Below are 23,406 nucleotides of genomic sequence, written 5' to 3' on the forward strand. Positions count from 1 at the left end.
CGCGGCCGGGATCCGTATCGCCGCAGCCCTCCAATGGATTTAGCAACACGCCCTAGGTCAGCTCGCGGATCGGGGCAGCCGGTGAAGACCCGGGTAATCCCGACAAACCATGCCGATCCTGGCTTCTGCTGGTCTCGGGCAGGTTGGTCGGCCATCTGCTGGTACAGCCGCAAGTCGGCTGGCTCGGTCTGGCTCCCGCTGATCATCAACCATTGCGATGGGGCTTCAGGAGATGTCGGCTGCTCGGTGGTCACTCGGTGCTGTCCTTTCGTCGAATCTGGTCGCGCAACGCGCGGAGCTTGCGATTGCTCGTTGCACTGCTTGGCGTTGAGGAGAACACGAAGGGGCCTTCCCCGTTGGGTCCCCAGACCTTGAGGTGGTTGCCTCCGGTCTTCTCGACGGCCCACCCCTGGCTGGTGATCTCCCGGACGTATTGGTTGGTTTCCTTGTTCGGCGTCTTCGGAGGTGGTTTGCCTCGCAGTTCCTGAACTTTGCGACTGACCTCGGCTGGCAGGGCCGGACCCGCGGGTTCGCTGTCGCAGGCCAAGGCTGCTGCCTTATCGGAGATCGCCTGCTCGACGACCCCGAGCAGGCTGCGCAGTGACTCGATTAGCCCAGCCCGTAGCTGGCTGGCCTGCCCGATTACCTCCGGATGGCGAGTGCTGGTGGTCAGCGTCTCGGAGAGCAAGTCGGTCACGGTTGCGAGGTCGTCATCCAGACGACTCACCACATCGTTCGGGATCTGGGGCAGCACCGCACGTAAGGTGGCCGCGACTGCTTGGGTGCTGCTCATCTGCCCTCACGTTCCGCGGTGATGAGCCGCCATGCGAAGGGCTCGGTCCGACGACCAGCGCGGTGGTGCAGATCCTGGTGCAGGACCCACACGTCCAGCTCGTCCCAGTTCTGGAGACGGCGCGCCAGGATCTCGACGATGCCGACGGACCGATCATGGCCCCCGTTACAGCCCACCGCGACGGACACGGGTGAGGTGCCGGGGTGCGTGGCCCGCAGGCAAGGGCGGAGGAGTTCGATCGCTGCCGCCAACCACCGTTCGGTCTCCTGGCAAGCGAGCAGGAACCGCTGTACCGGCGCGTCCAATCCGGAGAGGTCCCGGAAATTGGGGTCATGGAAGGGATTGGGCAGCCATCGAACATCGAGGACGTGTCCTACCGAGGGTGGCGGTAGGCGGTAGACCGAACGACCTGATCTCGATCCGACAGCGTGCGGTGGGGGCCTCGCCGGGAGTTGGCTCGGCTGACGCGGCGAACAGAGGTGATTCTTCCTTTCTGGCTGGGAGTTCTGTCGTTAAGGGCGCAGATGCGAGCGCCACAAAGTGAGGACGTTGGGCGCTTGTGTCCCCACGCGGATGAGATCGCCATGCTTGCTGAGGTCGGCCAGGACGCGTTCGTGGTCCAGGCCGGGGTGGAGGTCAGCAGGACCGTAGCGATGGTCTGGGTCGTGGGGTGCGAGGTTGAGGCAGACGTAGTCGGCCGCGGTGAACAGCAGCTCAACCAGGCCCGGCGGATCGTCGGCGTGTCCCAGGACGTCGACGGCGTACGCGAGCTGATGACGCTGGTTGATAAGGTCTTCGAGAGCGTGAATTCGCTGGGCTGCGTTGAGATCGCGGCTCAGCCGCCAGCGTGCGTAGTCCAAGCACGGGTTGTCGAGGTCGTAGCCGTGCACGTCGAGGCCGGTGTGCAGGAGGGCTTGGGCGTCCAATGCGATACCGCACCCGACGTCCGCGACGTCAGTGATGCCGTGTTCGTGCGCGAATTCCAGTAGGAAGTCGAAGAATGGGTCCTTGACGCCCATGTAGTGGAAATGCGTCAGGTCGTAGAGGTATCCCACGCTCTGCTCATAAAAAGCGGCCCCAAGGCGAGTCCATTCGGCATCGAGGAACGCCCGTAGCACAGTGAAATCCGTTAGTTCAGGGCAAAATTCGGTGCCGAGGTAGGTGGCCAGTCGCTGCCACGCCGTGGAGATGTCAGCGTAGACCCGCACACCGCTCCTCTCGCAGCAGGCGTAGCTCGGCGGGATGTCCGCTGGCCCGCGCAAACTCGATGGCCTCGATGATCTCGACGACGTGGTGGGCACGGTGGCCGCTGGGGCATTCCGAGGCACCACTGCGGATGGAATCGACGAGATCCAGCACGCCGAGTCCGCGGCCGGTGGACACGAACGCGTCCTCCTGCGCGAGTTCCTGCCAGGCCCGTTCGCCGCGGCTGCGGTATCGCACGGGGCCGTTATGGAAGTTGGGGTCGGGCAGCACGAGCGAGCCGTCGGTGCCGTAGATCTCCAGATGCGGTCGCGTGGTGGCGGCGATATCGAAGCTCGTGGTCAACGTGATGAGGACTTGGCCGTGAGAGCGCAGGAACGCGACCAGGTGGGTCGGGCTGTCCGCTCGGAAAGTGTCATCGGCGTAGGGACCGGTACGAACGACGCGTTCGCTACGGGTCGAGGTCACACAGGCTTCGACGTACTCGATGGGGCCGAGCAGGTAGGTCAGCATGGCCAGGTAGTACGGCCCCATGTCTCCCAGTGGGCCGGCGCCGGAGGCGTAGAACGGTTGCGGTGCCGGGTGCCAGCTTTCGGGTCCCGGTGCCAACAGCGCCGCATCGGCAGCGAGGGGAGTGCCGATGACGCCGGTCGCCAGCGCTTGGTGAGCGGCGCGTGTGGGTGGAGCGAGCACGGTGTCGGGTGCGGCACCCACGATCAGCCCCTTGTCCAATGCCTCGCGAAGAAGCAGGTCGGAGTCGGGAGCAGTGAGCGCGAGCGGCTTTTCGACGTAGACGTGCGCTCCGGCATCGAGCGCGTCGCGGGCCAGGTCGACGTGGGTTTCCGGCGGGGTGAGGATCACGGCAACATCGATGCTGTTGGCGAGGATCTCGTCGGGGGCGCCGGCTTCGGGGATGCCGTGGCGCTCAGCGAACTTCTTCGCCGCGCTGGTGTCGATGTCCGCGCAAGCCACCACGGTGAGGTCTGCGGCGTGCTGAAGCGTGGCGAGGTATTCCTGCGCGACCTGGCCGCATCCGATGATCGCGCAGCGCAGGGGTGGCTGGTGACGGCTGGTCATGCGCTCTCGCTTTCGTTGTCGTCCAGGCGTAGGGCGGAACGGAGCAGGTCAAGGAACGCTGGATGCTGGGATTCGTCGAGCACGGGGACTTGGATGTCGAGGTAGCAGGCCATGTCGGCGACGCAGCGAGTGGTCGTCGTCGGCGTGCTGGGCCAGTTCTCGGCCAGATGCGGGTCACCGGGTCCTGGCCACCAGTGCCGAACACCTAGCCGGAATAACCGATCAGCGACGCGGTTGGCGTGACGGGACGTCGGGAGCCAGACGCCGACGAGCGATCCGTTGGACGCGTCGGTGCCGAGATTCGGCGACTCCCCGACCATGGTGGGAAGAACTCTGCGGACTTCCGACAAGTCCTGGAAGCGGTCGATCAGCTTGTCTTGCAGCGGACGGAGCGTCTGCTGCAAGACATCGAGGTGGATGAGCTGTGGCAGAGCGCTCGCTGCGGTGATCTCGCTCATCCGGTCGTTGCCCCGGCCGCAGGCATTCTCGGGGAGGGCGATGCGGGTGTTCCCGCCGACGGCCCGCAGTGCGTGTAGCAGCTGGCTGTCGTCAGCGGCGATGACCCCGCCCTCTCCGGTGGCGACGAGTTTGTGGGTCTCCGTTGAGAACACTGCGGCCAGCCCGTGTCGACCGACCGGCTGCTTGTCCAGGGTGACGCCCCAGGCTTGTGCGCAGTCCTCGATGAACGTGATGCCGCGCTGGGCGAGTTCATCGGCGATGCGCTGAGTGTCCGGGGCCGGGCGGCCCCGCATGTGCGCCAGGATCACCACGGTGGTGCGCGCGTCGAGCAGGGGCTCGATCTGTTCCCAGTGCGGGGTGAGGTCGCTGGTCGCGGGAGCGATGACCGGTGTTCGCCCGCTGCGGAGGACGGCGGCGGGTACCGAGATCCAGCAGACCTCGGGGATGACGACACGTTCCGCGGCTTCGCGCTGGGGAAGGCAGCGCAGGAGGAGTTCGAGCGCGGCACTGGCTGAGGAGGTGGCGACCGCACCTTGGCGGCCGAGGTGGCCGGCAACCTGCTGCTCGAATTCGCGTACGTGGTCTCCGGCGATGGCGCCGAGTACTCCGAAGGAGACCACCTTCGTGAGGCGTTCAAGCTGGTCGGCCGCGGTCAGGGTGCTGTATTGATAGACGGCTTCGTCGAGGACGCGCGTCTGTGCAGCGGTGTCCATGGTGATGTCCCCAGAAGTTGCTGTGTGGTGAGTCAGAGCGTGGTGGCTGCTGGGATGCGGCCGAGAACGGGCAGCGGGGTGAAGTTCTCGCCGTAGCGGGTGCCGATTCGGCTGCCCCACAGGCGGCCCAAGGTTTCGGCCATGGGGCCGAAGTGCTCGGTGATGGGCTGTGAGGCATGCGCGGCCAGCGCCCGCATCTTGGTCTCCCAGGTGTCGGTGACGTCGATGACGCTGTGCGCGGCGATCGGGCTGTGGCTGGTGAGCCCGTTGTAGGTGTCGCTGGTGTAGACCCGGCGCGGGCGGCCCGTGGCGATCACGACCTCGGGCAGCGCTGAGGTGAGCGTGTGAGCCACATGCCGGTGATCAGGATGGACGTCGTCGAGCGGGTGCGTGATGACGACCTCGGGACGAGTCGCGTCGAGCAGGTCGTGCAGCGCGTTCGCGTTGACGGCCGGGTACGGGTGGTACCGGGCGCCCAGCTCGTCAGCGGCCGTGGCGGCTTCTGTGTTGCGGAGGGCGTCAGCGTGTTCGGGCACCGCGATGGTCACGGAAGCGCCGGCCTGCGCGAGGCGGGCGAGTGTTCCGCCGGCCCACAGTTCGGCGTCGTCGGGGTGGGCCATGACCGTCAGCACGGACGCCGGGTTGCTCTGGGGGTTTGGCGTGGTCACCACAGCTCCAGCTTCTCGATCACCTCGGCGGGTTTGGGCAACTCAGCGCTGGGATCACCGGTGGGCTCCAGTGACAGCGGCAGGTCCGTGCGCATACGCACGAGATCCCGCCAAGCCAGGACCTGCTGCCACTGCTGCTGGATGAGCTGGCCCTTGGCGCCGGTGAGCCGTCCGGACGCGGGCAGGTCGTCGAGTGTGAGTCCTCCGGCGAGCAGCCGGGCGGCGGTGGCCGCGCCAATGCCGTGCACGCCGGGGATGTTGTCGGCCGGATCGCCCTTGAGCGCACAGAAACATGGCCACTGCTCTGGCCGTACTCCGTAGCGTGCGTCAACCTCGTCCGGCCCGATGTGGCGCTTTCCCGGGTGCATTGCGGTGTTGAGCACGCGGGTGTGCTCATCGAGCAGCTGGTAGTAGTCGCGGTCGGTCGAGAAAATCCACGCAGGCCGGCTGTGGCGGCGGGCGCGGCTGATGAGGGTAGCGATGACATCGTCAGCCTCGGCGGTATCGATCTCGATCCAGTCCACGCCGTAGAGGTCGAGCCCGCGCTGGACTACTGGGATCGCTTCCAGCGCTTTGCGTGCGCCGTCATCGAGCGCCCTGTTGGCCTTGTAGTCGGCGTCGGAGTCCTGGCGTTCGACCGAGCCATGCTCGCCGTCGAAGACCACCATCACCTCGGGGGCTGAGGGAAGCTCGTCGCGGATCGCGACCCGCAGCAGGGCGAAGAAGCCGAAAGGGGCGGTGAGATCACGGGTCTTGTCCCGCGAACGGATCTCGGCAGGAAACCCGAAGGCTGCCCTCCAGAGCAGGTTGTGGCCGTCGACCAGCAACAACGGGACTTGAGCAGGCATCACCGCACCGCCTTCACGAACCACTCGGCGACTGTGGTGGGCCGGAAGTCCCGCGATCGGTAGTACGCAGCCCTGGACAGGTGCCGGTAGCGTACCGGATCACCCAGCACCTCCTCGGCAGCCTTCCAGAGCGCGTGTTCACCATGTGACCTGGGGACAACCACGCCGCCGGCCTCGGGGCCAGCACCGACAAGGGAGGGCAGGTGGTCGACGTCGAAGCAGACCACGGGCGTTCCCACGGACATGGCTTCCAGTGCGACGAGGCCGAAGGACTCCCGCAGGGAGGGCACGATCACCACGGCTGCCTCGGCAAGCCAGCCGGGCACATCCGCCCAGCTGATCCCGCCTGACCGCAGGTGCACCCAGGAGCTGTGGGCTGCGGCATGCCTGCAGCGGGACCACTCGCCGCCTTGGGCGCCGGGTGCGGTCTCGAACCCGGCGTCAGCGACTACGACTTCTGCCGGGCGTTCGAGCAACCGCGCCTCATTGACCAGGGCCGGGATGTTCTTCTCCGGCCCGAGACGACCGAGTACGCGGATCGGGGCTCGCCTGCGCAGCGTCTCCCGAGCTGCTTCGTCCGGGCGCGGATGCTCGTGCAACATGCCGTTGGGAATCACGGACCAACCATCGGTGTCGTAGCCCTGCTCGTGAGCCTGGTCGAGCACCGTGCTCGACGGGGCGACGACGTGCTCGACGCTGGCTAAGGCCACGGCCAGGTCCTCGTCGTGCCCGATGACGTGTGTGGCGAGGACCGACCGCGCCCGATGCTGGACGGCCACCCGCCCCAGCCCCCACAGGGCGTCGACGTACACGGCGACGTCGACGCCGACCGCGTCGAACGTGGCGACGATCTCGCGGTGCAGCCGGTCACCTGCCTCGTGAATGGCTCGGCGCAGCGTGTCGTCGTCGCACGGGAACGACGCGGCGAGGGTGCGCAGCCGGATGACGTCGGGGTCGGGTTCTGGTTGCTCGGCTGCGGTGAGGATGACTGCGCGGTGGCCGAGCTGGCGCAAGCCGCTGGCCAGTGCGGCGGTGGCGCGTTCCATGCCGGCCGGCGCGTCGACTGTGTACGAGGCGAGCACGAACGCCACCGTCAGCGGTAGCTGTTCGGGTGTTTCAGTCACGAATGATCACCTGATTCGGGTATGGGAGCGGCGTCGTCGGTTGACCGGCGGGAACGTCCTCCCAGGGGAAGACAACCCAGTCAGCGACGTCCCAGCAGTAGAGATCGGGCGGCGTGTACGCGCCGCGGTTGCGGCACAGGGCGCAGGTGAGGAACCGGGTGTCGGGCTCGGCGAAGGGCCGGAGCACATCGAGGACTGCGGTGAAGGTGGCGCCGGAGCCGCAGATGTCGTCGACCACCAGCACGGTTCCCGCGAGCCGGGTGGGCGCGCTGGGCTGCCAGGAGTTGAGATCGCAGGTCACAGTTCCGGTCGCCGGGCTGTACGGCGCGTCGGTGGTGTTGTGGCTGGCTCGGACGGTGTGCGTCTGCAAGCCCAGGCGTGCGGCGATGTGGCGTGCAGGAGTGGTGCCTCCGTGCGCGATACCGATCACCGCGCTGACTGCGTCCAGGTGCTCGCGGGTCGTGAGCTGGACGGCTGCGGTGGCCAGCAGGCGGCACGCCTGCAGCATCACGGAGGTGTGCAGCTGCCACAGGCGGTGGTGCTCGAAGACGCGGCCCGGCGCGGACGAGGCGATGCTGGTGCTCATGCCGAACCATCCCTCCCGGTCAGCGCCAGGTCGGACGGATTGGTCAAGGAATGCAGGGTGGTGATGCCTTCGGCCACGGAGTCGTTGCGCCACACGCGCCCGTCGGCCCGGATGACCGTGAAGCCTCCTGCGTCGTCGCGGGTGCGCAGTCGGACAGTGACGGCATCGGGAATGTCGAGTTCGGCAACGGTGGCGCGGGCCTGTTCGTCGGTGAGCAGTTCCGCGTCGGCCAGCGCGGCGCCCTCCCCGATGGGCAGCATCTGCAGGAAGGTCACGCCGTGCACGCCCAGTTCCTCTGCGAGGTCAACCATGCGCTGCGCAGTCCCTTGGGTGGAGGTCATCAGGACCGTTTGCAGTTGGGTGGGTATGGCGTGGGCGACGGCGGCGCGAGCGCCAGCCACGGCGCGGCGGAAACTCCCCGATCCGCGCCAGTGGTCATGGGATTCCGCGTCTGGACCGTCGAGGCTGACCCGCACGGCATCGACCTGCCCGGCCAGTGCTTCGGCGCGCCGCTGCAAGTGCCATCCGTTGGTCGTCACGCTGACCACGCACCCGGAGCTGGTCAGCGTGGCCGCAAGTTCGCCGAGATCCCGCAGCAGCAAGGGCTCGCCTCCGGAAATGTCCACGGCCAAGACCCCGGACTCGCCGAGCAAGGCGGCGATCCGCTGGCGATCCTTTCGGGCGAGTTCAGGCACGGCCTTGTCGTCCAGACAATGAGGGCAGGCGAGGTTGCAGCGCACCAGCGGAGACCAGCACACGCTGACAGGCACCTCGCGATCCAGCTCGCCGGGATGGAGGGTGGGCCAGCTCGCTACCGAACTGCCGGGCAGGCGGGTTCGCCCGAGGGCGATCAAGCCCTCGGCGCGGTGTGTCAGCCCGGTCAGGGGGTCGTGGACGTATCGGGTTTGGTCGCACGCGCCCGTGGCGAAGACTCGGTTCGTCGTGGTGGTGATCGCGGTGTGGTGAACGGTTGTCATCGCAAGACCTCGCAGGAGTGCAACAGGGAGTTCATCGAGGCGGTGAGCGCGGCGCGTCGTCCGGAGCGGGCGGGTTCGCCGAGCAGGGCTCGGTAGCGTGCAAGGGTGGCTGGCCAGGTGCCGAGCTTGTGCTGCCATTGCTCGGCCGCGTCGGGTGGATCGAGATGGAATCCGACCGCTTGGCGCAGGGGAATCACCAGGAGCCCGGCGGCGATGAGGCAGGCGCCGAGATAGGTGTCCTCCATACCCCAGCCGATGCGCCCGAACTCGGCGTCGAATCCGCCGACGTCCAGGACCGCGGCGCGGGGTACGGCCAGCAGCGCGGTGACGACCATGCGCTGCAGATCCCAGTCGTAGTACGCCCGCCCGTGGCCGAGGTCGCGAAAGTCGCGGGTGTGCTCCAGTGGCCGGCCATCGACGGGTTCTCGCAGGGTGATGCCGCTGTAGAGCAAGGAGGTGTTCACCGGTGGTCGCCAGGTGACTCGGTGGTCGGCGGTGAGATCGGGGCCGGCGTCGGGCCAGGCAGCGCCGTGCGGCAGGTTGTGCCGGAATCCGGTCAGCACGGCGTGGTCGGTGGCACGCGCCGCCAGGTCGGCCACGGTCGTGGGCGGCAGGAGCATGTCGGCGTCGACGTAGAGCACGGTCTCGCCTTGGGCGATGTAGGTGCCCAGGTTGCGGGCGGTGGCCGCACCGTGCCGGGTGGGAAGCCGCAGTCCTGTTGTGACGGCCGGATGCGTTGCGATGATCTTCGCGGTGGCGTCTGTTGAGGCGTCGTCGACGACGATCACCTCGAAGCGGCGCCCGTAGGTCTGTGCCTCCAACGCGTCGAGCACCATCGTCAGGCAGTAACCGACGTTGTGTGCGGGTAGGACCACCGACAGGCGCCGACCGCCGACCCAGCCGGACGGAACGGGGGCATGCCAGGCAATCCCCGTCGTCCGCTCGAAGTTTCGTGTGTGGCCCGCGTGGTCATTTCCGCGGTGTGCCAAGGTCTTGGTGAGCGAGACGTTCATGTCCACCCCCAGGTGTCGAGGACTGCAGCGGCGCGATGCCAATCCCGCGGGGCGGAGATCCAATACAGACGGATCGCGTCGAGGCGGCGCACCACCGGCTCCAGGGCGAGCAGGTACAGGGGTTCGACGACCGCCAACACGTGCGTCACGGCAGCCAACTCACCCGCGAGATTCGGAGCTACGCGCTGGCGCAGGACATCGGCGTCGGCAGAATCAGTCAGGCGGCGGTCGTAGGGCATGATCGGTGAGTCGGCGTGGAGCAAGCCGTAGAGCGCTGACACGATCCGAATCCGCTGGCGCAATTGAACGTTGGCTCCGAGACGATCCCGAAGTCCGGGAATGCACCCGCCCTCGTAGAGGTCCAAGGCGGGGATCGGCGCCGGGGTCGACTTCTTCCGCCGCGAGCATCCAGCGACGATCAAACCGTGTTCAGCGGGAACAGGTGTCGTCACGGCTCACGCACCACCCGGAACCCGATGCCGGGAGACCGAAGTTCGGCCGGTGCGGAGTTGAGGAACGTGCACCGCGCGTACAGGGGCGGCGAGGCATAGGAGCCGCCGCGGATCACGAAGCCGTCTCCCATAGTGGAGCTGGCGGTCCACTCCCAGACATTCCCTGCCACGTCGAGCATCCCATCCGGCGTCGCCCCCTCCGGATGTGCGGCAACATCGGTCGTGTCCTCGTAGCCCGAGTCCCGGAGATTGGCCAACTTGGGACCCCAGGGCGCGTTCCCCCATGGCCACACCCGTCGTTCGGCTCCGGAGGCCATCCACTCCCACTCCACTGAGCGGGGCAGTCTTCCCCCGAGCTGGCAAGAGACGCGGTCAGCCGTGGACTGGTCAATATGTGTAGCTGGACGGTGTTCGCGGGGGACGTCGCCCAGTTGTGCCTGGGTGATCGGCGTGCGTGTCCACAGCAGCGTGGGCACCGTGATAGGGCGTGCTTGGTCTCCAAACAAACACGTGCCGCCCGGGATTTCGATCCAATCAAGGCTCATTGCGCTATCCGTCGATGAGGAAGAGGTCTTCGGCATTGGCCTGGCGTCGCACGCGGCTCTTGGCCGCGTTGGGCTCCAGCCGCACAGCAGCCATGGCGTCACTGATGCACCGGAATGCTTCCTCGGCGTCCGCGACCGTTTCGGTGAAAGCGCAGTAGTTGTCGGCGAACCGCACGACCCGAAGGCCCGATAGCCTTCTGTCTACTTGCGACAGACGAAGGTTGATCAGGAGTGGAGCCAGTCCTGACCCCGGCACCACAGGACTGGGCAATCCTGCGAGCACGGTGCGAAGCAGGCGAAGGAAGGTGCCGTCATGGACGCACTCAGCGAACCAGTCCACCGCTTCGTCGACACCGACGCCCTCGGAAACCCTGGCTGCGTCGATGTCGGCCACGCATCGGTACCCATCGGACAAGAATCCCGCCGCCTGGCGAAGTGCCGTGTTGCGGTTCCGCCGTGGCCGGTATCCTGAGACCCAACACGCGAACGCCCGTGCTTCAAGCACCGGCTCCACCGCGTTCCGCACCGCCCGGTGTATGAGCCGATCCACTACCGTGGGGATCGCGGTCGGCATCGCTTTCCCGGTGTAGGTGGGAATCGTCAGCTCTCGAAGCGGTCCAGGGCACCACGTACCCGTAGCGAGCTGCGCGGCGAGGTCTGGAATCACTACTCCTGCCTGCCGACGAAGATCACCCCAGGTCATCCGGTCGGCTCCAGGACTGGAAGACCGTCGCCCGCACTCGCGCAGCGCTCGACGGAGATGCTTCTCGCTCAAGAAAGGCATCAACGAGTGCGATTGCGGAGTGGCAGGAGTGCCCGCTGGTGCTGTGGTTTCCACGTGCGCTAAAGTCGGCGCCGCCTGAGTGGCGGGAACGATCCCATCATCTCGTGAGGCGAACGCGCATCCCAGCACACGCGCGTCGGGACGGGAAAGACGGCCCCACTCAGGTCTTTCCATGCGGTCCGGCTGCGCATCGGCCGCCATCACGCGTCCCTCACGGCGTAGGTCGTCGGGTCGGTCACGCCTGCGTCGCGGAACGCTTCTCGGCGCTCCGTGCACGTGCCGCACGTGCCGCAATGCTGTGCACCGCCGCGGTAGCACGACCACGTCTGCTCGAACGGGACGCCAAGCGCGGCACCCAGTCGCACGATGTCGGTCTTGGAGTTAGCCAGGAACGGCACCACCAGCTGGAAGTCGCTGGGGAGAAACCCTTCGTTCGCCACGTGCGCCGTTCGCGCGAAGCTCGTCGTAAAGCTCTCCCGGCAGTCCGGGTAGATCGGGTGGTCGCCAGCGTGAGCACCGAACGCGACCGCGTCGGCCTTCGTGACAACCGCCATCGCCACCGCGATGTCGAGCATGATGGCGTTGCGGTTGGGAACCACGGTGGCCCGCATCGTTTCGTCGGTGTAGTGGCCGTCCGGAACCCCTACACCCGAGTCGGTCAACGCTGATCCGCCGAGCACGCGTCCCAGCGCGGACAGGTCGACCACCTCATGACGCGTTTCCAGGGCCGATGCCACTGCCGCCGCGTAGCGCAGTTCGACTCGATGACGCTGGCCGTAATCGAAGGACAGGAGGGTCAACTGCGTTCCGCGGGCATGGAGCCAGTAGGCGAGCACGGTCGAATCAAGGCCGCCGGAGGCGATCACGACCGCGTGGCGAGGATGACGGTGAATTCCGGGCTTACCCGAGAGTGCGGCCGTCTCGATGTGGTGTGAGTGCGAGGAAGCAGTGTCGATTCTGGCGCTCATTCTCCGGATTCCTTGGTCGGTGGTGCGCGGTGGAGGTGAAGGTCGGGGCGCGCTTCACCTCCACCGCGGCCTGTGTGCGCTGCGGCTGTGAAGCCGTCGGCGGCGCGGCGGGTCAGTAGACCTATGAAGCGAAGTAGCCTTGCCGGGGGCACGTTGCCGCTTCGGGCGGCGCTGCGGCTGACCGGAGTGCTCGACGCAGACGCCCAACGTCGAGCGGTTGCACGGTGATGGGACCGTGCGCAGGGAATTCGACCCGTACATTCCCGCTTGCCAGCTCGTGGACTGTGATGCGCGCGCGTCGTCCGCGCCCATCCCGGCATGGGATGCGGTCGTGCACATGTGCGTTCTCGCTACGCACGCGCGAGCGACGGTGGGTCGTCAGCAGTCGTCTCATCAGCACCGGTTCCTCCCGATCGCTCGATACGCGGAGGGCGGCGAGCCTGCACCGGTCGGACGGTGCGGGATGGCGTGCGGTGCGAGCCGACGGTCTACGCAACGGGATCGTGGTGCGCTTTCGCCCACGAATCGCTGAGGGAGCGTCACAATGTCTCCTCGTAAGCAGCGAGCCCCTTATTCAGGTCCGAGCACCGGTGTTCGCCAAGCGGTCCGTGTCCGCTTCGGTGGGGTGCTCAGCTGGCAGTCAACCGGCGGGGTGCACGATGAACCAGAGCAGAATCGCTGCACAGATGCTGCACGGTTGCTGCGCGCAAGCCTGTGAACTGCGCATATGCTGGCGGGATCGGATGGATGCGGTTGACGGCGAGGGGTGGTCACGTGCCAGGTAAGCGGGACCGGCTCGCGCGCCAGCGTCACGCCATCGGGCTGACCCAGGAACAACTTGCCGCCGTGCTTGGTGTCGAGCGGTCGACGATCTACCGGTGGGAGTCCGGGGAGGTGGCACCGCGGCCGGACCTGCAACCCAAGCTGGCACGCGCGCTCAGCGTGACCCCGGCAGAGCTGGCAAACCTCCTCGTAATCGACGACAACCCCAGCCCTGTGCCGGCGACGACGCGGGGCATCGGAACAAGCGATACCTTCCGGTCTCAACAGCCGTTGACTGAGGTCACGACTCCCAGGCGCGCCCACAACTATCGGGGCCGAATCGACATCGGAAATGGCCCGCGCGACTTCTTGGCCAGCACCGTCGTCGAGACACCGTTGCCCACACGGCTCGGCTGGACAGAGGTCGAACACGTGCGCGCGACCACTCGTGCCGTAGCGATGTCGGAGAACCTGTTCGGCGGGGGCCTCTCCTGTGAGGCCGCAGCGGCGCAATTGCGCTGGTCAGGGCAGCTTCTGGACGTCCAGGCCCCCAACCAGGTGCACCGGTGCGTCGCTGAAGCGGTCGGCAACCTGGCCAGCGTCGTTGCCTTCTCGGCGTTCGACATCGCCAACTACGCCGCCGCTGACCGGTGCTTCCAGTTCGCCCTCTGGTGCGCCGACGAAGCCGGCTCGTGGGCGCTGCGGGCCAACACGCTGGCGGAGATGGCACGCAAAGCCGCGTACCTGGGCGATCTCGACGACGCCTTGGAACTGATCGAGTTCGCCCAAGTACGCGCTGATCGACTCACCGCCACGGCTCGGGCGATGCTGACGACGATCCGAGCCCGGCTACTGGCGCTGACCGGCCGGCACGCCGAAGCGCAAGCCGACGTCGACCGTGCTGACGCCCACTTCACTGACCACGACCCCGACGCGGACCCGCCCTGGCTCTGCTACTACGACGCCGCCGAGCACCAGGGCAGCACCGGGAAGGCATTGATCCCCATCGCACAGGCCCGCGGCAACCCGGAGCTGGCGGCCGGTCGGCTCACCACCGCAGTCGAGCTACAGGCGGCTGACTATCCTCGCTCGCGCACGTTCTCCCGCGTCCGGCTTGCCTCATTGATGATGTCGACCGGGTACCCGCGGGAAGCTGTGCCGATCGGCCGCCAAGCCGTGATCGACACCGCCGCACTACGGTCGAAACGGCTCATGACCGAACTCCACGGCCTTGCTCGAAGTGCCACCCCGCACGTGCAGTTCAGCGACGTCGCCGAGCTGCGGCACGACATCGCCACGTTGGGGCGGCCGTCGACCTGACACCATCAGCGGGGTGACGGCACCTCTGGAGACGGCAGACAACGTACTCGCCACTGCAGCGCAACTGGCTGGCCTCGATGCCACGAACGCGGTCATGATTCGCGATGGCTCCAACGTGATGTACCAGCTACCCGGCCGTGTCGTTGCACGGATCGGGCCTGAGCACACCCACGACAACGCCGCGCGGCAGGTCGAGGTCGCTCGATGGCTCACCGACTCCGACCTCGCTGTGGTCAGGGCGCTCGACGGCGTTCAGCAGCCGACCGTCGTGGGCAGTCGGCCCGTGACCTGGTGGGAACAGCTACCGGAGCATCGCCCGGCCACGACGGCAGAACTCGGTGCAGTCTTGCGATCGTTGCACGCGCTCAGCCCGCCGACGCACCCGAAGCTACCCCGCTTCGATCCCTTCGCGGGAATCGACGAGCGCGTTGCCGCAGCCCAGCATCTGCCTGGGGACGACCGAGACTGGTTGGTCCGACGTGTCGAGGAGCTGCGCGAACAACTGGGCAATTTGGGGATCGACCAGTCCGACAGTGTCGTCCACGGAGACGCCTGGCAAGGCAACGTCGCCGTTCCCGAGACCGGCACACCGGTCCTACTCGACCTCGAACACGTGGCACGAGGGCACCCCGACTGGGACCTGATCCCCATCGCGGTCGACCATGTCGACTTCGCCCGCCTGAGCAGCACCGACTACCACGATTTCGTCGCTGCCTACGGCGGGCATGATGTCACGACCAGCTCCGCGTTCCGCGTCTTCGCCGATATCCAGGAGCTGCGCTGGGTGGTGTTCGTCCTCGGCAAGGCCGCCAACAGCGCCCACGCCGCACGCGAAACACGCCACCGCATCGCATGCCTGCGGGGCGAGATCCCGCGGCCGTGGACCTGGACCGCTTTCTGAAACCTGGATTGCCGCACCGCTGTGTGGTCCTTGACCTGCGAAAATCCGACGAGGATCATGGGGTGACACTGGTCGAATGGGGGCGCGTACATGTCCGGCAAGCGGGTGCGTCTTGCGCGGCAGCGCTGCGCGATGGGGATGACCCAAGAGGAGCTTGCCGCCGCCGTGGGCATGGGAACCGATCGGTCGACGATCTATCGGTGGGAGTCTGGAGAGACCACCCCTCCGCCGCGCAAGCAGCCCTGGCTCGCCCGCGCGCTCGGTGTTTCGCCCACCGAGCTGATCGACCTCCTCACGCCGGAAGCAGGCCCGGATAAGCCCCCGAGCAGGGGACGGGTCGGGTATGCCCTCCGCTCCCCGAGCAGCCCGGACCCGGTCACCGTGGAGCGCCTGTGGCAGGAAGTCCGTGGCCTGGACGAGCGGTATGACTGGATGCCGTCGACATCCCTGCTGGCCGGTACCGGCCAGGCCCTCGGTCAGATCGGCTTCCTCGCCCGCAGCGGCGGGGATGGCGCTCTGCAGCGCGATCTCTTCGCGGCTGAGGCCACGGCGGCAACTTTGATGGGGTAGCTGGTGTGGGATGCTTCCCAGCGCCGAGATCACCGGGCCGCGCGGCAGTATTTCGATCAGGCGACCGCTGCGGCCCGCGAGATCGACAGCCCGACTGCCGAAGGGCATGCGCTGCTGCGCACGAGCTATCTCGCGCTCTACGGTGAGCGCGATCCCATCGAAGGACTCCGGCTGACGGAGCAGACTGCCGAGGTCACGCGCTCAGCCAGCAACGTCTTAACCGGGCTGGCGCGGCTGCACTCGGCCGAGGCCCACGCCATGCTCGGCGACGCACGGCGGTGCGAGTCAGCCCTGGCCGCCGCGGAGTGCAGTTTCAGCGGCGTCCGGGCTACCGACGGTGCGGCGCATCTGTTCTCCGAGACCCAGTTCGATCGGCTGGCCGGCTCCTGCTATCTGTTCTTGGGTGACCATCGCCGCGCCCAGCGCATTCTCGTCACTGTGGCTCAAGCCATGACCGCGCAGAGCAAGTCCCGTGCGATCGTGCTGGGCAACCTCAGCCTCGCTCACCTGCATCAGCGTGACCTCGATGCGGCTGCGGCGAGCCTGCACGATGCCATCGATGTCCTGGAGGCCACCCGGGGTGGCGGCGGGTTGAACATCGTCTCCGACGCCGTACGCAAACTCCGCCGTTGGCGTGGCGAGCCCGTCGTCCAGGACATCTACGATCGGCTGTTCTCCCTGATGACCACAGCGTGACGAGGAGCCGCACACAGTGACCACGACCGAGGTGGATGCGCGCAAGGACACCATCCGGCGGAAGGTGTGGAACCTGCTGGACCAGCAGGGTGTCGTCGCTGGCGAAGGCAGTGCGTACGGGCGCATCCCGAACTTCATCGGCGCCGACGTTGCCGCTGATCGACTCGCGGCATTGCCGGTGTGGAAGGACACAAGGGTGATCAAGGCCGTGCCGGACAAAGCTCAACTCCCGGCCCGCGCCCGCGCCTTGCGTGAAGGCAAGGTGGTCTACATGGCCGCGCCCAAGCTCGCGCCACCGCAGCCCTTCTACCTACTCGACCCCGCTGAGCTGACCGTGTCCGCCGAGGACGCCGCCTCCAGCCGTACCGCGCCGTCGGTCGCGCGCAACGTCGGCCTGGATGAGCTGCGGCCGGTCGACCTGATCGTGTGCGGCAGCGTCGCCGTCAACCGCCATGGCGTGCGCATCGGCAAAGGCGCCGGCTACTCGGACATCGAAGTCGCCCTGCTTGCCCAGGCCGGTCTGATCGGTCCCAGCACCACGATCGTCACCACCGTGCATCCGCTCCAGGTGATCGAGGACGACATTCCCGAGACAAACCACGACTTCAGCGTCGACGTGATCGTCACGACCGACGAAGTCATCACCTGCACGCCGCCGCGCCGCCCCAGCGGACTCCACTGGGAGGATCTGAGCGCAGACCAGATCGCGGCAATGCCCGTCCTCCAGTCATTGCAGAACCGCTGACGACCCCATGCTCGACGAGCAAGCATCAGCGCCGTCGGCGACGAGCCCGACCGGAAGCAAGAACTCACGGCTCGTTGTGCTCCGCGGCCCCTCGGGCTCGGGAAAGTCATCGACCGCACGCCGGTTGCGCGCGCAGCTTGGTCGCAGCGTCGCGCTGATCGAGCAAGACTACTTTCGCCGGACTGTGCTCAAGGAGCGCGATGTTCCCGGCGGGGCGAACATCGAGCTGATCTCTACGGCTATACGGTTCGCGCTTGACCGCGGGTGGCACGTGATCTGCGAGGGAATCATGCACGCGGCGCGCTACCGAGACATGCTGGACCGGCTGCGCCGTGATCATGTCGGCGGGACGACGTTCTATTACTTCGACATTTCCTGGGCCGAGACCCTACGACGACACGAAACACGGCCACAGGCCGCCGAGTTTGGCCATGACGAGATGCAGAAGTGGTACCGGGCAGCGGATCAACTCGGCTTTACCGAAGAGCGCGTCATTCCTGAAGAATCCCCACTGGACGACACGGTCCACCGTATCTTGGGTGAGGCGTTCAGCGAGAGTGCCGCTCCACAACGAGCTGATTCCGCTCCTGGGGGCTGAATGCCTTGATCGCGCCAATCTGGCAGTACTATGCCGTGAGGATGGGACGATGGCTCACCCACCGAGTGGCTGGCCGTCGAGGACAAGCGAGGCAGCGGCCAATAGTGCCACCATTATCAGAACGCCAAGGATGAAACGCAGCGGCGCGTCCGGGCCGCAATAGCTTCCTGACGCGGGTTTCTTGAGGTGTCGCACGATAGAATTCCTTACATATTCCACTTCTTGCGCATCAGTTCGAGCATGTGCGCTAGCTCGTCCCCGGTCATAGGTGGTTGCCACTGACCAGTTCTTTGCTGTGGTGCTCGTTCCGGTTCTGTTCGCTGGAACGCGACCTCGGCGGCGCGGTGTCTCTCTTCCTTGATGTCGGGGTCGTCCATGTCGACCGTTGGCCATTGCGGTTCATCGTTGAGAACTGCTGGTAGCTCTTCGGTTGGAGTGGCCAAGAGTGCTCGCTCGAAGGCAAAAAACGGCACGGTTGGCTCCTCCATCGTTTCCGCGCTATGACGTCCGCTGTGGTCAGAGGTAGACACGCCCGTGATCGGATTCCCCGTGCTGTCGCGAAGTTCGTGACGCCCCACAGCAAGCCGGCATCCATCGGATGTGTGACGTCGATCAGGCCGGCGTGCTAACCGGAGCGGTCGTACGGAGCCGTAGCGAAGTGCGGTCGTCCTGCAGGGCGGCAAGCCGGTCCCGGCATTCCACGCACACCGGTTCGGTCGGCTCGCCTTCGTCGAAGCGCGGCGGTACCAGGTACTCATTGGCGCACAGCGACGGCATGACGATCTGATGCTGACCGAGCGGCCCGTTCATGACGTAGGGCATCGTGACGGGCTTGCCGGAAGTCATCCGCGGGTAATGCCTCGTCCGGGCTCCAAGCACGCCGGGACAGGGCGTGGTGGCGGTGACTTCGTCCAGAGGTATACGCATGACGAACCTTTTTTCGATGGCGATGGATGGGCGGGCATGTGGTGCTACTGCCGTGTTCGGTGGGCAGCGCGATGTCGGACCCCGGAAATGCGGGTGCGGTTGGTCAATGCCGCGCTTGGAGAACCTTGCGGGCGATCGCCACGACAGCGGACCAAGGCGGCAGCGGTCGGTCCTGCTGCGGGCGCTGTGGCCAGTGCTCGGCATCGGCCGGGTGCGGCACGACGACATGACCGCCGCGCGGGACGGCACGCACCCTGGCTGTTCGCAGCTCGGCGGGCAGCTCCAGATTGGCCCGCTGGCACGGCGCCGTCAGGAAGGTCCACCATCGGTGTCGCTGCCGGTGCTGACGGGGCCGCTCATCAGGCTCGTGCTCAACTCGGTGGCGACAGCGCTGGCCAACTGCGCGGGGAGGATCAGCGCGTCGAGCGCATTGCCGGTATGCACCACGAGTCGCCGCCGACGAGCGTCGAGGCTGGTTGGCCAACCCAAGTGACGGTAGAACTCCACGCCAGCGGCGAGGTCACGCTGCTCGGCGCAGGCGGCAGTCGGGGTCGATGTCGGGCCACCTCGGTGCATTGTGCTTGCCATGGCGATCCTCCGATCCTTCGCTCGGGGCGGGAGGAGACGGGCGACGGGAAGTCCTCGCGAGACGTGGGTGTGCGACGCCGTCTGGCGCGGGCAACGCTTGGGCGCCAGGCGTGCCGGGGCGACGGGGCGCTGGCGGCTCCGACGGCACGAGCGGCGCGCGGGTCAGCAACGCGTCACGCAGGGCCGCTCGAAGCTGCCCTGATTCGGTGGTGGTGAGCGTGAGCCGTCCCGACTGGGACGTGTCGATCATGATCCCGTCTGTGGACACTCCAACCCGCAGCTGCGCCTTGCGGCCTCGCTCGTCGCGACAACGCACGATCCAGTCAGCCGACGCCATCCACCCTGCGTGCTCCAGCAGCGCGAGCACGGTGTTCGCGAGCCTGCGCCGCCTCATGACGGGTCCCCTGCGTTCGGGTTGGAAGTGGAACCCGGTGGGCAGGCGGAGGTCGGGGTCAACGCCTGCCCACCGGGGGTCATAGACGCCACGGCGGCCCCGACGGAGTTCGGGGCATCCGCGGGGCCGCCGTGGTCGAGCCCTGACCGATCCGTTCGGGGGACCGCCGTGCAGGCAGCGGATCGGGCAGGACGATCGAGAAGCTGCAGTCGCACTACGAGGAGAGAGCGGCGGGTAGCACGCGGAGTCGTCGCTCGCGGGAAGGGGACTCGACGCAGCGCTACCCGCCGCCGGCGGCTCGGCCGGTCGGCCCCGACGGGGCGACGCGACCGAGCATGCCTGGGCCGGTGGTTCGCGAGATTCGGTGGCATTGCTGCTGGACAGAGATGCCTTTGGGGTGCGCCACCATCGCCAGCGTCCTCATCGAGTACCCTCATAACTTGTGTACTCATAGGAGCAACCTCGCGGATGTAGCGGTTCGGCATCTGACTTTGACCTAGACCGTAACTCGTGTACTCAAGTTGAGTACACGTACAATCGGGTGAATTAGCCTGTGCCATGCGTGATCAGGCTGGTTGCGATACGGAGGTAGGCGTGGCCCAGCAGCTCCCGCCAGCGGTGATGAAGATCGTGTTGGGCAATGAACTCGCCCGGCAGCGTGTCGAAGCCGGGTTGAAGCAGGATGACGCGGCGGAGGTCTTGCGCTGTACCCAGCAGAAGATCGCGCACATCGAGTCCGGCAGCGGTATCCGGCCGATGGAGCTGGATGCGCTGCTGGAGCGCTACGGAGCCAGCGAGACTGACCAGGCTTATGCCCGCGACCTGCAAGCCGAAGGCAACCGCCGGACCAAGCGCGGGGCGTTCAGTACACGGTTTCGCCAGCACATGCGCCTGCTGGTGGACATGGAACCAAGCTGCCAGCGCTTCTTCTCGTGTCAGGCCATGGTCGTGCCTGGCCTGCTGCAGACCGAGCGATACATGCGCACCCTGTTCCGCGCATGGCGCCCCTCGCCGAGCCAGGAGCAGATCGACCGAGACACCTCGGACCGGCTGGCGCGCCAACGCGTGCTCGATAACACCGACCAGCAGTTCTGGTTCGTCATCGATGAGGCCGCGCTGCGCCGTACCACCGGGAGCGCGGAGATCGTCAAAGAGCAGGCCATGTGGCTGGTCGAGGCCCTGGACCGGCCGAACGTCGAGCTACAGATCGTGCCGTTCAGCACGGGCTACTACATGGGCCAAGGGCATGACTACAGCATCTTCGGCTACGACACCCGGCCACCGGTCAGTATCGTTTACCTGGAGCAACACGATGGTGGGACGTACGTGGACGACAGCAAGCGAACGACCCGGTACCTGACCTTGTGGGAGCAGCAGAAAGCCGCGGCATCAGGCCCGGAGCAGACGCGTCGCTTCCTACTTGATCTCGCCGGCACCCTATGACGTCGCAGCCAACGAAGCAGGAACAGACGAAGGAAACCAGCGGAGATGACCTCCAACAACACCAGCACAACTCGCCGTAGCAGCATCGTTGGGGCGTGGTTCAAGAGCACCTTCAGCAACCCGGACGGCAATCAGTGCGTCGAGGTCTTCTTCGGCACCGATCTCGTCCACATCCGCGACAGCAAGGACCGCGGTGCCGGCCCGGTTCTGAGTGTCCCTGCTGGTCACTGGGCACGGTTTTTGGACGAAGTCGCTGGACGTGCACCGGCAGGCTCCAACACCGTGATCCAGATCCTGATCAACTCGGACGGTGGGGCAAGTCTTCGTGCGCACGGCACTCCGGAGCAGGTCCTGTCGTACACGCCAGGTGAGTGGTCCGCGTTCGTCGCAGGCGTCCGCATTGCGGAATTCGATCTTCCCAGCGGCGAAGCGCTTGCCGCCTGAGCCGTCGGCATGGGCTGGGGCCGCCCACAGGGCAGCCCCAGCCGTCTTACCGGAGTCGACCATGCATAGCCGCTGACGATCAGCGGTCGGACTCGCCGCAACCGATGTTCCTGCCTGCTTGATCGCGTGGTGTCGGGGGTCGAGTACATGCTGTGTGCATGTCGGTTGCGGAACTTCGTACTGAGTTGACGAGTCTGGCAGCGCAACTTCCTGTTTCCCCGCTCTCCACGGCCCGCCGAAGTACCGAGGATGCTCGGGCGAGCCTGGCCTCTGCCTGGAGGGGAAGCGATCATCGTTCGGCGCAGGCAGCGGTGACCGCGGCATCTGCGGCAACGGAGCGCCTTGCCAGGATCATCGCGGCCCTGGAGCAAGCGGCTGAGGAGATCGCCGCCTACAACGAATGCCTGTGAGCGATGTCGGCGCTCACCGAGACCGTCTGCGGGTGCCAGGAATGTGTCCGCCTGAACAGTCCGGGCCGGGCACCTGTGTCAGCGGGCCGGTTCGGGGTGTTCGGCGGGTCGTTCGCGACGGAACAGTCCTGCGGCAAGACCAGCGGCTACCAGTGCCACGACGGCGAAGGCGCCTAGGGCGGTGGGGAAGCCTGCGGGCAGCAGAATGGCTTGGAAGGCGAGGCTACCGGTGCCCATGCCGATGAAGAGGGTGCAGACGTTGAGTCCCATGGCCTGACCGCGGTGTCCGGGTAGGTCGGTGACGATGCCGGCCAGGGGCGGTTGGGTCATGTCGTAGCCCAACGAGAGGGTGATGATGCCGGCCTGGACGGCGGCCAGCGCGGGCTCGACGGCGAGTAGTGCGGCGCATCCGGCGGCCACGGCCAGCCCGAGCGGGATGATGCGGGCGCGGCCGTACCGGTCGGCGAGGTGCCCGATGACCGGTCCGAGTAGTAGCCCGGGGATGCCGTAGCCGAGCAGGGCCAGGCCGATGTGGGTTTCGTCCAGGCCGAAGTGCTGGTGCAGATAGACCCCGAGCCAGGTGTAGATGCCGGAGTGCAGCACGGCGTTGACCAGCACGTAGCCGTAGGTGCGCCGTCCGCGTGGGGTGTGCAGCAGGCTGGCGAATCCGGCGGCGACCATGCGAGCTGGGGGCGGTGCGGCGGGCCGCGGTGTGGCTGGGATGAGCCGCGTGCCGAGGGCGAGCAGCACGAGCCCGATCGCGGCCACGGTGCCGAACAGGCCGTGCCAGCCGAGGAAGGGTTCGCCGAGCGCGCCGCCAGCAGCACCCAGGGCCATGCCGCCGGCCATGCCGCCGAAGAGCCATCCCAGGGCTCGGCCGCGGCGTTGGTATGGCACGAGATCGCCGATCAGTGCTAGCCCGATGGGTACGACGCCGCTGGCGCCCAGCGCGGTGACCAGCCGCAGGAGAATGAACCATGGTGCGTCGCTGACCAGCGGGGTTGCGGCGGCCAGTGCGGTGAAGGCGGCCAGTGAGGTGAGGATGACCGGGCGGCGTCCCCACCGGTCCGACAGTGGCCCCCACAGCAGCACCATGGCTCCGTAGGGCACGAGGTAGGCAGGCACGGCCAGCCCGACCACGGACGGTGTGGTGTGGAAGTCCCGCGCCAGGGCCGGCAGGATCGGCGCGATCATGAAGATCTGCGCGAAGATCACGAATGCGGCCGTGGTCAGCAGGGCCAGCATGCCGCGGGGCGCGGCGGGAGGGGCGGCTTGATCGGACACACGTCTTCCTTGTCTCGGTCTCGTCGCGACCCGTGTCGTCGGGTCGACAGTCGGGCTTGTGCTGCCCGCGCCGGACTCGCGGCGTGGAGTCCGGCGCGGGAATGGCGGGAGGTG

General features: G+C 67.0%; 28 protein-coding genes and 1 pseudogene. 9 read left to right on the top strand and 20 right to left on the bottom strand.

Annotated features, from left to right (window positions below; genetic code table 11):
• The 16 genes and pseudogenes from ABD976_RS27735 to queC form a co-directional block, all read right to left on the bottom strand.
• Nucleotides 1–254, bottom strand: a 254-nt coding sequence (locus tag ABD976_RS27735; RefSeq protein WP_345368047.1) for a hypothetical protein, incomplete at its 3' end; no start/stop codon positions are given.
• Entirely contained in the window at nucleotides 251–793 is a 543-nt protein-coding gene (locus ABD976_RS27740) for a hypothetical protein (protein WP_186361427.1), read from the bottom strand. The genes ABD976_RS27740 and ABD976_RS27735, both read right to left, overlap by 4 nt.
• Nucleotides 790–1,167 (bottom strand): annotated as a pseudogene (locus tag ABD976_RS29670) (RapZ C-terminal domain-containing protein); the annotation flags it as partial. The pseudogene ABD976_RS29670 and the gene ABD976_RS27740, both read right to left, overlap by 4 nt.
• A 138-nt stretch (nucleotides 1,168–1,305) precedes the next feature.
• Complete coding sequence (locus ABD976_RS27745; RefSeq protein ID WP_186361426.1) at nucleotides 1,306–2,001, bottom strand: class I SAM-dependent methyltransferase; 696 nt, start codon at nucleotides 1,999–2,001, stop codon at nucleotides 1,306–1,308.
• Nucleotides 1,985–3,073, bottom strand: a complete 1,089-nt coding sequence (locus ABD976_RS27750) for a Gfo/Idh/MocA family protein (protein ID WP_186361425.1) — start codon at nucleotides 3,071–3,073, stop codon at nucleotides 1,985–1,987. The genes ABD976_RS27745 and ABD976_RS27750 overlap by 17 nt, the downstream gene beginning before the upstream one ends.
• Entirely contained in the window at nucleotides 3,070–4,245 is a 1,176-nt protein-coding gene (locus tag ABD976_RS27755) for a DegT/DnrJ/EryC1/StrS family aminotransferase (RefSeq protein ID WP_186361424.1), read from the bottom strand. Before ABD976_RS27755 ends, ABD976_RS27750 begins: the two co-directional genes overlap by 4 nt.
• 32 nt (nucleotides 4,246–4,277) lie before the next feature.
• Nucleotides 4,278–4,913 (bottom strand): PIG-L deacetylase family protein, encoded by a 636-nt coding sequence (locus tag ABD976_RS27760; protein ID WP_345368048.1) that lies wholly within the window; start codon nucleotides 4,911–4,913, stop codon nucleotides 4,278–4,280.
• Entirely contained in the window at nucleotides 4,910–5,785 is an 876-nt protein-coding gene (locus ABD976_RS27765; RefSeq protein WP_345368049.1) for a 5'-3' exonuclease, read from the bottom strand. The genes ABD976_RS27760 and ABD976_RS27765 overlap by 4 nt, the downstream gene beginning before the upstream one ends.
• A complete protein-coding gene (locus ABD976_RS27770) occupies nucleotides 5,761–6,885 on the bottom strand; it encodes a glycosyltransferase family 4 protein (protein ID WP_345368050.1) in 1,125 nt (374 codons plus the stop codon). The genes ABD976_RS27765 and ABD976_RS27770 overlap by 25 nt, the downstream gene beginning before the upstream one ends.
• Entirely contained in the window at nucleotides 6,878–7,471 is a 594-nt protein-coding gene (locus tag ABD976_RS27775) for a phosphoribosyltransferase (RefSeq protein WP_186361423.1), read from the bottom strand. Before ABD976_RS27775 ends, ABD976_RS27770 begins: the two co-directional genes overlap by 8 nt.
• Entirely contained in the window at nucleotides 7,468–8,448 is a 981-nt protein-coding gene (locus ABD976_RS27780) for a radical SAM protein (protein WP_186361422.1), read from the bottom strand. The genes ABD976_RS27775 and ABD976_RS27780 overlap by 4 nt, the downstream gene beginning before the upstream one ends.
• Nucleotides 8,445–9,461, bottom strand: coding sequence for a glycosyltransferase family 2 protein (locus ABD976_RS27785; protein WP_186361421.1), 1,017 nt, complete (start codon nucleotides 9,459–9,461; stop codon nucleotides 8,445–8,447). Before ABD976_RS27785 ends, ABD976_RS27780 begins: the two co-directional genes overlap by 4 nt.
• Nucleotides 9,458–9,913 carry a DUF6884 domain-containing protein gene (locus ABD976_RS27790; protein WP_345368051.1) on the bottom strand — a complete coding sequence of 152 codons (456 nt, stop codon included), beginning with the start codon at nucleotides 9,911–9,913 and terminating at the stop codon, nucleotides 9,458–9,460. Before ABD976_RS27790 ends, ABD976_RS27785 begins: the two co-directional genes overlap by 4 nt.
• Entirely contained in the window at nucleotides 9,910–10,494 is a 585-nt protein-coding gene (locus ABD976_RS27795) for a formylglycine-generating enzyme family protein (RefSeq protein WP_345368053.1), read from the bottom strand. The genes ABD976_RS27790 and ABD976_RS27795 overlap by 4 nt, the downstream gene beginning before the upstream one ends.
• Nucleotides 10,463–11,443, bottom strand: a complete 981-nt coding sequence (locus ABD976_RS27800) for a reverse transcriptase domain-containing protein (RefSeq protein ID WP_345368054.1) — start codon at nucleotides 11,441–11,443, stop codon at nucleotides 10,463–10,465. The genes ABD976_RS27795 and ABD976_RS27800 overlap by 32 nt, the downstream gene beginning before the upstream one ends.
• Complete coding sequence (gene queC, locus ABD976_RS27805) at nucleotides 11,443–12,210, bottom strand: 7-cyano-7-deazaguanine synthase QueC (RefSeq protein ID WP_186361419.1); 768 nt, start codon at nucleotides 12,208–12,210, stop codon at nucleotides 11,443–11,445. Before queC ends, ABD976_RS27800 begins: the two co-directional genes overlap by 1 nt.
• Before the next feature lie 774 nt (nucleotides 12,211–12,984).
• Between queC and ABD976_RS27810 the strand changes: the two genes are divergently transcribed.
• The 6 genes from ABD976_RS27810 (at nucleotide 12,985) to ABD976_RS27835 (ending at nucleotide 17,802) form a co-directional block, all read left to right on the top strand.
• The gene (locus ABD976_RS27810; protein ID WP_345368055.1) at nucleotides 12,985–14,292 is read left to right on the top strand and encodes a helix-turn-helix domain-containing protein; all 1,308 of its coding nucleotides are present in this window, start codon (nucleotides 12,985–12,987) and stop codon (nucleotides 14,290–14,292) included.
• Nucleotides 14,293–14,305: 13 nt separating this feature from the next.
• The gene (locus tag ABD976_RS27815) at nucleotides 14,306–15,193 is read left to right on the top strand and encodes a phosphotransferase family protein (RefSeq protein ID WP_345368056.1); all 888 of its coding nucleotides are present in this window, start codon (nucleotides 14,306–14,308) and stop codon (nucleotides 15,191–15,193) included.
• A 90-nt stretch (nucleotides 15,194–15,283) separates the two neighbouring features.
• A complete protein-coding gene (locus tag ABD976_RS27820; protein ID WP_222131403.1) occupies nucleotides 15,284–15,763 on the top strand; it encodes a helix-turn-helix domain-containing protein in 480 nt (159 codons plus the stop codon).
• 3 nt (nucleotides 15,764–15,766) lie between these two features.
• Complete coding sequence (locus tag ABD976_RS27825) at nucleotides 15,767–16,459, top strand: NsdA family TPR-like regulatory protein (protein WP_222131402.1); 693 nt, start codon at nucleotides 15,767–15,769, stop codon at nucleotides 16,457–16,459.
• A 16-nt stretch (nucleotides 16,460–16,475) separates the two neighbouring features.
• Complete coding sequence (locus ABD976_RS27830) at nucleotides 16,476–17,204, top strand: 5-formyltetrahydrofolate cyclo-ligase (protein ID WP_345368057.1); 729 nt, start codon at nucleotides 16,476–16,478, stop codon at nucleotides 17,202–17,204.
• A 7-nt stretch (nucleotides 17,205–17,211) separates the two neighbouring features.
• Nucleotides 17,212–17,802, top strand: coding sequence for an AAA family ATPase (locus ABD976_RS27835; RefSeq protein WP_186361417.1), 591 nt, complete (start codon nucleotides 17,212–17,214; stop codon nucleotides 17,800–17,802).
• A 206-nt stretch (nucleotides 17,803–18,008) separates the two neighbouring features.
• Here ABD976_RS27835 and ABD976_RS27840 read toward each other — a convergent pair whose 3' ends face one another.
• The 3 genes from ABD976_RS27840 to ABD976_RS27850 form a co-directional block, all read right to left on the bottom strand.
• Entirely contained in the window at nucleotides 18,009–18,332 is a 324-nt protein-coding gene (locus tag ABD976_RS27840) for a hypothetical protein (RefSeq protein ID WP_345368058.1), read from the bottom strand.
• Nucleotides 18,333–18,414: 82 nt separating this feature from the next.
• On the bottom strand, nucleotides 18,415–18,648 hold the full coding sequence (locus ABD976_RS27845; protein ID WP_186361415.1) for a hypothetical protein: 234 nt from the start codon (nucleotides 18,646–18,648) through the stop codon (nucleotides 18,415–18,417).
• A gap of 390 nt (nucleotides 18,649–19,038) precedes the next feature.
• Nucleotides 19,039–19,317: a hypothetical protein gene (locus ABD976_RS27850; protein WP_186361414.1), complete on the bottom strand. Its 279-nt coding sequence runs from the start codon at nucleotides 19,315–19,317 to the stop codon at nucleotides 19,039–19,041.
• Nucleotides 19,318–20,305: 988 nt separating this feature from the next.
• On the opposite strand from ABD976_RS27850, the gene ABD976_RS27855 reads away from it, so the two are divergent.
• The 3 genes from ABD976_RS27855 to ABD976_RS27865 all read left to right on the top strand — a co-directional run bounded on the left by ABD976_RS27855 (nucleotide 20,306) and on the right by ABD976_RS27865 (nucleotide 22,008).
• Nucleotides 20,306–21,154, top strand: a complete 849-nt coding sequence (locus tag ABD976_RS27855; RefSeq protein WP_345368059.1) for a helix-turn-helix domain-containing protein — start codon at nucleotides 20,306–20,308, stop codon at nucleotides 21,152–21,154.
• 45 nt (nucleotides 21,155–21,199) lie between these two features.
• The gene (locus tag ABD976_RS27860) at nucleotides 21,200–21,598 is read left to right on the top strand and encodes a DUF397 domain-containing protein (protein WP_186361412.1); all 399 of its coding nucleotides are present in this window, start codon (nucleotides 21,200–21,202) and stop codon (nucleotides 21,596–21,598) included.
• 158 nt (nucleotides 21,599–21,756) lie between these two features.
• Complete coding sequence (locus tag ABD976_RS27865) at nucleotides 21,757–22,008, top strand: hypothetical protein (RefSeq protein ID WP_186361411.1); 252 nt, start codon at nucleotides 21,757–21,759, stop codon at nucleotides 22,006–22,008.
• Between the two features lie 78 nt (nucleotides 22,009–22,086).
• On the opposite strand, the gene ABD976_RS27870 is transcribed toward ABD976_RS27865, so the two are convergent.
• Nucleotides 22,087–23,292, bottom strand: coding sequence for an MFS transporter (locus tag ABD976_RS27870; RefSeq protein ID WP_345368060.1), 1,206 nt, complete (start codon nucleotides 23,290–23,292; stop codon nucleotides 22,087–22,089).
• Nucleotides 23,293–23,406 lie beyond the last annotated feature (114 nt).

Source organism: Saccharopolyspora cebuensis, assembly GCF_039542665.1.
GTDB classification, from domain to species: Bacteria; Actinomycetota; Actinomycetes; order Mycobacteriales; family Pseudonocardiaceae; genus Saccharopolyspora; species Saccharopolyspora cebuensis.